This is a genomic window from Streptomyces sp. NPDC059455 (assembly GCF_042750115.1).
Lineage (GTDB): Bacteria > Actinomycetota > Actinomycetes > Streptomycetales > Streptomycetaceae > Streptomyces > Streptomyces endocoffeicus.
Genome location: NZ_JBHYVB010000345.1, coordinates 5,164 through 7,199, shown reverse-complemented (window position 1 = coordinate 7,199; position 2,036 = coordinate 5,164). Strand labels below are relative to the sequence as shown.

Genomic DNA, 2,036 nt, shown 5'->3' with positions numbered 1-2,036 from the left:
TCCGGGCGCTTCCCTTCGGTGTTTCCAACCTTACCAGATCCGATTTCCGGTCGTTTCCGATCCGAATTCCGTTTCCGGCCCCCTGCTGGAGCGGGGTCTTTCGCGCCTTCCGGCGTGTCCACTACTTTAGCGAATTTCCCGCTTAGCTCCTAATCGGAGCCCCGGGCCTTGTTTTCGCGCAGCGAAACAAGACCCTGTTCGGGAATCGTCGTAGTGGTTGGCCGCTCCGGGGCCGCGGTGACTCGATCCTGGGATCGTGACCACAGCACTGCCCGTCTCAAGCGGCTCGGGCTACGTTAGGCGTCCCGTCCAGCGGAGTCAAGTTCCGACCTGACGGCGCGTCGCATTCCGGCGACGCGGGGTGTGGGCCCGGTACGGGCTCACCGAGGGATCGCCGTCGATCCAGAAGCGCCAGGGATGGGTTGCGCCCTCGCCGCCCACACCGGTGCGGGGACCGCTGAGCACCTGCTCGGGCCGGGCGGGGTGGCCGGTGAGTATGGCGAGCGGGGCATCGGGGCTCCCGCACACATCGCTGCCGTCCAGTCTGCGGTCCACGCCCAGGGCCGTGGCCAGCCTGGCCGGGCCCTTGGCCAGCTCATGGTCGTTGCGCGCCTTCGGCCTGCGCCGATGGGCCCACTCATGGCCGTGCAGCACCTCGCCCGCGCGCAGCAGCACCCCGCTGGCGTGGCCCTCCGGTCCGCAGACCAGGTTGAGGCAGTGCCACATGCCATAGGTGAAGTAGACATACGCATGCCCCGGGGGGCCGAACATCACGGCGTTGCGCTCGGTGGGGCCCCGGTAGGCGTGCGAGCCGGGGTCCGCCGGGCCCGCGTACGCCTCGACCTCGGTCAGGCGCAATTCGATCGGTCCGTCCGGGGTACGCCGGACCAGGACGCGGCCCAGGAGGTCGGGGGCGACCTCGAGGACGGGCCGGTCGAAGAAGGCGCGGTCGAGGGGGGTGCGGTCAGGTCCTGCTGTCACGCGCCCCGAGCGTAGTGGAACAGATATGAACCGGTGGTTGGAGGCGGCACCGGTCCACTGGAAGGGTATGAGCCGCGGAACCGTCCATGGCTGTTTCGCGTTTCTAGGTGTCAACAGTGATCGAATGCGATCGAGTCAAGACGCAGTCGCGTCCTTGAGAGGGAGAACATGGGCTTCAAGAAGCTGCTCGCGAGTATGGGTGCCGGTGGCGCTTCGGTGGAGACGGTGTTGACCGAGGAGAACGTCGTCCCGGGCGGCATCGTGCAGGGCGAGGTCCGGATCCAGGGCGGCTCGGTCGCGCAGCAGATCGAGGGGCTCTCGGTCGGCCTGCAGGCGCGGGTCGAGGTGGAGGGCAACGACCAGGAGTACAAGCAGGACGTGGAGTTCACCCGGCAGCGGCTGGGCGGTGCGTTCGAGGTGCAGCCGGGCGCGGTGCACGCGGTGCAGTTCGGCCTGGAGATTCCGTGGGAGACCCCGATCACCATGTTCATGGGCCGGCATCTGACCGGTATGAACGTGGGGGTGACCACCGAGCTGGCCATCGCGCGCGCGGTGGACTCGGGCGACCTGGACCCGGTCAATGTGCATCCGCTCCCCGCCCAGCAGGCGATCCTCGATGCCTTCGGCAACCTCGGCTTCCGTTTCAAGGGCGCCGACCTGGAGCGAGGCCACATCCGAGGGACCCGGCAGCGGCTGCCCTTCTACCAGGAGATCGAGTTCTACGCGCCGGACCAGTACCGGGGCCTGAACCAGGTGGAGTTGACCTTCGTCGCGGACGACCGCGAGATGGACGTGGTGCTGGAGATGGACAAGAAGCCGGGGCTGTTCTCCGAGGGCAGTGACACCTACCGGTCGTTCACGATGAACCTGGCCACCTTCCAGGACACCGACTGGGCCGCGTACCTGAACCAGTGGCTCGCCCAGGTCGGCGGCAAGCGCAACTGGTTCTGAGGTTCCCCCTCCCCGGACCGGACCTCCGCGCGGGGGGGGGGCCCCGGGGGGGGGGGGGGGGGGCGCCCCGCGGGGGAGGAGGTGGGACCCCCCCCACCAGAAAA

At 68.6% G+C, this 2,036-nt stretch carries 2 protein-coding genes; one reads left to right on the top strand and one right to left on the bottom strand.

From position 1 onward, the window contains the following. Window positions 1-318: 318 nt before the first annotated feature. Window positions 319-981 (bottom strand): DNA-3-methyladenine glycosylase, encoded by a 663-nt coding sequence (locus ACFXB5_RS51560; RefSeq protein ID WP_201853673.1) that lies wholly within the window; start codon window positions 979-981, stop codon window positions 319-321. Window positions 982-1,149: 168 nt separating this feature from the next. Between ACFXB5_RS51560 and ACFXB5_RS51555 the strand changes: the two genes are divergently transcribed. Beyond that, a complete protein-coding gene (locus ACFXB5_RS51555) occupies window positions 1,150-1,932 on the top strand; it encodes a sporulation protein (RefSeq protein WP_385222516.1) in 783 nt (260 codons plus the stop codon). Window positions 1,933-2,036: the final 104 nt, after the last annotated feature.